This is a genomic window from Kineococcus vitellinus (genome assembly GCF_009906315.1).
Lineage (GTDB): Bacteria > Actinomycetota > Actinomycetes > Actinomycetales > Kineococcaceae > Kineococcus > Kineococcus vitellinus.
Map to the genome: position 1 here is coordinate 1 of NZ_JAAALL010000317.1, position 4,799 is coordinate 4,799.

Consider the following 4,799-nt stretch of genomic DNA (forward strand, 5'->3'; position numbering starts at 1 on the left):
GCTTCGGCGTCCTGGGCACCGGGTTCTGGGCCCGCACCTGCCACGGCGCGGCGCTGGCCGCCCACCCCGACGTCGAGCTCGTGGGCTTCTGGGGCCGCGACGGCGCTCGCGCGGCCGCAGCGGCCGCAGAGGTGGGCGGGCGGGGCTTCGACGACCTCGACGAGCTGCTCGGCGCCGTCGACGCCGTCTCCATCGCGCTGCCCCCGCACGTGCAGGCGCCGCTGGCCGCCCGCGCCGCGCGGGCCGGCAGGCACCTGCTCGTGGACAAGCCGCTGGCCCTGGACGTGGCCGCCGCCGACGAGGTGGTCGCCGCCGCCCGCGCCGGCGGGGTGGCCTCCGTGGTCTACGTGACCTACCTGTTCCAGCCGGAGGTCACCGGCTGGGTCGAGGAGCTGCGCGCGCTGGCCGACGAGCACGGCCCGTGGGAGGGCGGCCTCTTCCGCTGGGCGGGTTCCATCGACGTGCCCGGCAACCCGTACGGGGGCTCGGCCTGGCGCCGCGAGCGCGGCGGGCTGTGGGACACCGGCCCGCACGCGCTGTCGATCGTGCGGGCGCTGCTGCCGCCGGTGCGGCGGGTCGCCGCCGGCCGCGGTGCGCGCGACGCGGTGAACGTCGTGCTCGAGCACGAGGGCGGCGCCGGCAGCGCGCTGTCGCTGACCCTGACCGCCCCCGCGGGCGCCGGCGGCTCCTTCGCCACGGTCTGGGGGCCTGGCGGGCGCCACGAGCTGCCGCGGTTCGCGGGCACGGCGGTCGAGGGGCACCGGCGGGCCGTCGACGAGCTGCGCGGGGCGGCGGCCACGGGCAGGGCGCACCCGCTCGACGTCGGCTACGCCCGCGACACCGTCGCCGTGCTGGCGGCCGTGGAGGAGCACCTGGCCCGGCCGGCCGAGCAGCGCACGACACCCGTCCGCTGACGCGGCCCGACCCGGCTGGTCAGCCGGGTCGGCCCGGCCGTCCCGGGTCGCCGGGCCCCTGGGGAGGTCCGGCGGGTCCGGCGCCGCCGCGCTCGCCCGGCGCGGCCTGCCGGGCGGCCTCCTCGGCAGCCTCCTCGGCGGCCTCGCGCTCGACGCGGGCGCGGTGGTTCACCCGCTGCACGCGCCGGGCCATGCTGCGCCCGAGGAAGTACACCGCCAGGGCCAGCACGAAGAGGCTGACGAAGCCCCACAGCCCCGGGGTGACGAGGTCCGCGTCGACCTTCGGGGTCGCCGTGCTCGCCGTGGGCGACGGCGTCGCCGCGAGCAGCAGGCGCGTCGCGGCCGAGGCCAGGATCACGTCGCCGCCTCGCCGCGCAGACCGGCGAACAGGTCGTCCTCCGGGGTCCGCGTCGGGACGTGGCTGAGCGCCAGGTGGTAGTCCTCGGTCGGCCACAGCTCGCGCTGCAGCTGCATCGGGACGCCGAAGAACCAGCCGTCGGGGTCGATCTGGGTGGCGTGCGCCAGCAGCGCGCGGTCGCGGACCTCGAAGAAGTCGGCGCACTCGACGCGGGTGGTGATCTCCAGCTCGGCGCGCTTCGGGGCGTCCGGCTTGGCCTCCTCGTCGGCGATGCGCTGCATCCACTCGGCGAACGGCGACTCCTTGCCCTGCGCTAGCAGCGCCTCGTGGAAGGTGCGCATGCGGTCGCGGGAGAAGCTCGCGTGGTAGTAGAGCTTGGAGGTCTTCCAGGGCTCCCCGGCGTGCGGGAACTTCGCCGGGTCGGCGGCGGCGTCGAAGGCCGCGCGGGAGACCGTGTGGGTCATGATGTGGTCCGGGTGCGGGTAGCCGCCGGACTCGTCGTAGGTCGTCATCACGTGCGGGCGGAACTCGCGCACGACGTGCACGAGCGCGTCGACGGTGAACTCCTCCGGCGTCAGCGCGAAGCAGCCCGGCGGCAGCGGCGGCAGCGGGTCGCCCTCCGGCAGGCCCGAGTCGACGTAGCCCAGCCAGCGGTGCCGGACGCCGAGGATGCGCGCGGCCTCGGCCATCTCGCGCCGGCGGTACTCGCCCATGTCGCGCCGCAGCGTCGCGTCGTCCTTGAGCCGGGGGTTGAGCACGTCGCCGCGCTCGCCGCCGGTGCAGGAGACCACGAGGACCTCCACGCCCTCCTGGACGTACTTCGCCATCGTCGCGGCGCCCTTGCTGGACTCGTCGTCCGGGTGGGCGTGCACGGCCATCAGCCGCAGCGTCTCCGCCACCACCGCTCCTCTCACCGGGGTCGTCCCGCTGGTGTGCCGACTGCTCGCCGCCCCCGCCAGCGCGGGTGCGACCATCGGGGTCCATCCTCGCCGATCCCCGCGCAGCGGCGAGCACCGGCCCAGCCAGCGATCAGGAGTGCGACAGCGTGAGCAGCCGCCAGCCCCCCCGGGACGTGCCGCCCGACGTGCTCGCCGAGCGCTACGGGCGCCGCTCGCGCACCGGCCGGCCCTGGTACCGGCGCCCGCTGCCGCTGGCGGCCGCCGTGCTCGCGGCCCTGCTGGTGCTCGCCTACGGGGTGTGGGTGTCCGTGGCGCAGTCGCGCGGCCCGGCCTTCGCCGAGATCAGCCACCAGGTCGTCGACGACCGCACCGCGTGGATCCGCTTCAGCGTCACCCGGGAGCCGGGCACGGCCGTGCAGTGCAGCGTGCGCGCCCTGGACGCCGACGGCGCCGAGGTCGGCGTGCTGCAGGTGCCGGTGCCCGCCGGCCCCGAGCGCGACGTGCAGCAGGAGGTGGAGGTCGCGACGACGCAGCGGGCCGTCACGGTGGGCGTCTCCTCCTGCAGCGCGGTGGAGGGCTGAGCGGATCCCGGCTACCGTTGTCCCTTCGAGTCGCCCGCTCCCGCCGCTCGCGGGGCCGGGCGACTCGATGTTCGTGGGCGGGCAGGAGGCCCACCCGCAGCACGTGACAGGGAGCACCCCGTGAGCGAGACCACCGCCGGCAGCGTGACGTGGCTGACCCAGGACGCCTACGACCGGTTGAAGGCCGAGTACGAGCACCTCTCCGGGCAGGGGCGCTCGGAGCTGGCCAAGCGCATCGAGCAGGCCCGCGAGGAGGGGGACCTGAAGGAGAACGCCGGGTACCACGCGGCCAAGGAGGAGCAGGGAAAGCAGGAGCTGCGCATCCGCCAGCTGCGCCACCTGCTGGAGACCGCGCAGGTCGGCGAGGCCCCCGCGTCGATCGCGGGCGAGGTGACGCTGGGCTCCGTGGTGACCGTGGAGCTGGCCGGCGACGAGATGACCTTCCTGCTCGGCAGCCGCGAGGTCGGCGACGGCGCCGGCCTGGACGTCTACAGCGAGAAGTCGCCGCTGGGCGCCGCCATCCTCGGCCGCAAGCCGGGCGAGGAGGTCGCCTACACCGCGCCCAACGGCCGCAGCATCCCGGTCAAGGTCGTCAGCACCAAGCCCTTCACCGGCTGAGCGCCCCCGCGGCGGGCGCGTGGTGACCACGGGCCCGAGCACCGGGCGCGCGGTCACCCGCGCCCGCGAGCGGTGCGCGCCGTCAGCGCTCGACGGCGGGACCGCCGGCCCGCGCGGCGGCGGCGTCGGTGGGCTCGGGGGTGTCCGGGGCCAGCGGCGCGTCGGAGGCGTCGATCTCGCGGACCTCCTCGCTCGGTCGCCCGCCCCGCGCCAGCGACTCGACGCCCGTCTTGAGGACCGCCACCAGCGGCACCGCGAACAGCGCGCCGGGGATGCCGAACAGGGTCGCCCCGCCGGCGACGGCGAGGATGACGGCCAGCGGGTGCACCGCGACGGCGCGGCCCATGAGGAACGGCTGCAGCAGGTGGCTCTCGACCTGCTGCACGAGGATGACGACGCCCAGCATGATGAGCGCGGTGACGACGTCGTGGGCGACGAGGGCGACGAGGACGGCCACCGCCCCGGACAGCAGCGCCCCGACGATGGGGATGAACGCGCCGAGGAAGACGATGAGCCCCAGCGACGTGGCCAGCGGCACCTGCAGGACCGCGGCCCCGATCGCGACGCCGAGGCCGTCGACGAAGGCCACCGCGATGGTCGCGCGCATGTAGTGGGCCAGCGTCACCCAGGAGTGCCGGGCGGCGTCGTCGAGGCGCTCGCGCGAGGGCGCCGGCATGAGCTGCAGCAGCCAGGCCCAGATGCGCCGGCCCTCCAGCAGGAAGAAGAACGTCGCGAACAGGCAGATGAAGAAGCCGGCGACGACGTGCCCGGCGGTCGTCACGACCCCGGTGGCACCGGCGATGAGGGTGTCGCGGTTGGCGGAGATCGCGTCCTCCGCCTGCTGGACGAGGTCGGAGACCGCCGTGGAGGTCAGCTCCAGCGGGCCGGTCGACAGCCAGCGCTCGACCTCGCCGACGCCCTGGGTGGCGGAGTCGGCCAGCTGCGGCGCCTCCGCGGAGGCCTGGCTGCCGACGATGGTCACCAGCACGGCCACCACCCCCGCCGTCAGCAGCATCGTCAGCAGCACGCTCACCGCGCGCGGCACGTGCAGGCGGTGGTGCAGGTTCACGGCCGGGAACAGCAGCGCCGTCACGAGCAGGGCGATGAGGACGGGGATGAGGATCTCGCTGACGCGGCTGAGGCCGTAGGCCAGCAGCACGATCCCGGCCACCAGCACGAGGAAGCGCCAGGACCACTCCGCACCCGTGCGCAGCGCCGGGCTGACGTAGGGCTGGTGGACCGGGCGCGGCGACTGGTCGGGCACGGGGCCATCCTGCACCGGCACCCGCGCCGCCGCCCACGGGCCGGTGGGTGCGGTCGGGTGCGGTCGGGTGCGGTCGGGCCGGTGCGGTCGGGCCGGTGCGCCCGTCGGCGGGCGGACGTAGGTTGCTCGGGTGAGCCTCAGCGAAACCCCCACGCTGCCCCTGGA

The 4,799-nt window shown here is 76.0% G+C and carries 6 protein-coding genes; 3 read left to right on the forward strand and 3 right to left on the reverse strand.

Features of this window, described 5'->3' with window-relative positions:
* The coding region (locus tag GTQ99_RS19850; RefSeq protein WP_166617436.1) for a Gfo/Idh/MocA family protein at positions 1 to 914 on the forward strand (914 nt) is incomplete at its 5' end.
* A 19-nt stretch (positions 915 to 933) separates the two neighbouring features.
* Here GTQ99_RS19850 and GTQ99_RS19855 read toward each other — a convergent pair.
* Positions 934 to 1,272 carry a hypothetical protein gene (locus tag GTQ99_RS19855; protein WP_166617437.1) on the reverse strand — a complete coding sequence of 113 codons (339 nt, stop codon included), beginning with the start codon at positions 1,270 to 1,272 and terminating at the stop codon, positions 934 to 936.
* On the reverse strand, positions 1,269 to 2,171 hold the full coding sequence (mca, locus tag GTQ99_RS19860) for a mycothiol conjugate amidase Mca (RefSeq protein ID WP_166617441.1): 903 nt from the start codon (positions 2,169 to 2,171) through the stop codon (positions 1,269 to 1,271). The genes GTQ99_RS19855 and mca overlap by 4 nt, the downstream gene beginning before the upstream one ends.
* 146 nt (positions 2,172 to 2,317) lie before the next feature.
* Between mca and GTQ99_RS19865 the strand changes: the two genes are divergently transcribed.
* Both GTQ99_RS19865 and greA read left to right on the forward strand, forming a co-directional pair.
* Entirely contained in the window at positions 2,318 to 2,752 is a 435-nt protein-coding gene (locus GTQ99_RS19865) for a DUF4307 domain-containing protein (RefSeq protein ID WP_166617438.1), read from the forward strand.
* Positions 2,753 to 2,872: 120 nt separating this feature from the next.
* Complete coding sequence (greA, locus tag GTQ99_RS19870; protein WP_166617439.1) at positions 2,873 to 3,370, forward strand: transcription elongation factor GreA; 498 nt, start codon at positions 2,873 to 2,875, stop codon at positions 3,368 to 3,370.
* 82 nt (positions 3,371 to 3,452) lie between these two features.
* Here the strand turns inward: greA and GTQ99_RS19875 are convergent, their stop codons facing one another.
* Complete coding sequence (locus GTQ99_RS19875) at positions 3,453 to 4,634, reverse strand: AI-2E family transporter (RefSeq protein ID WP_166617440.1); 1,182 nt, start codon at positions 4,632 to 4,634, stop codon at positions 3,453 to 3,455.
* Between the last annotated feature and the right edge of the window lie 165 nt (positions 4,635 to 4,799).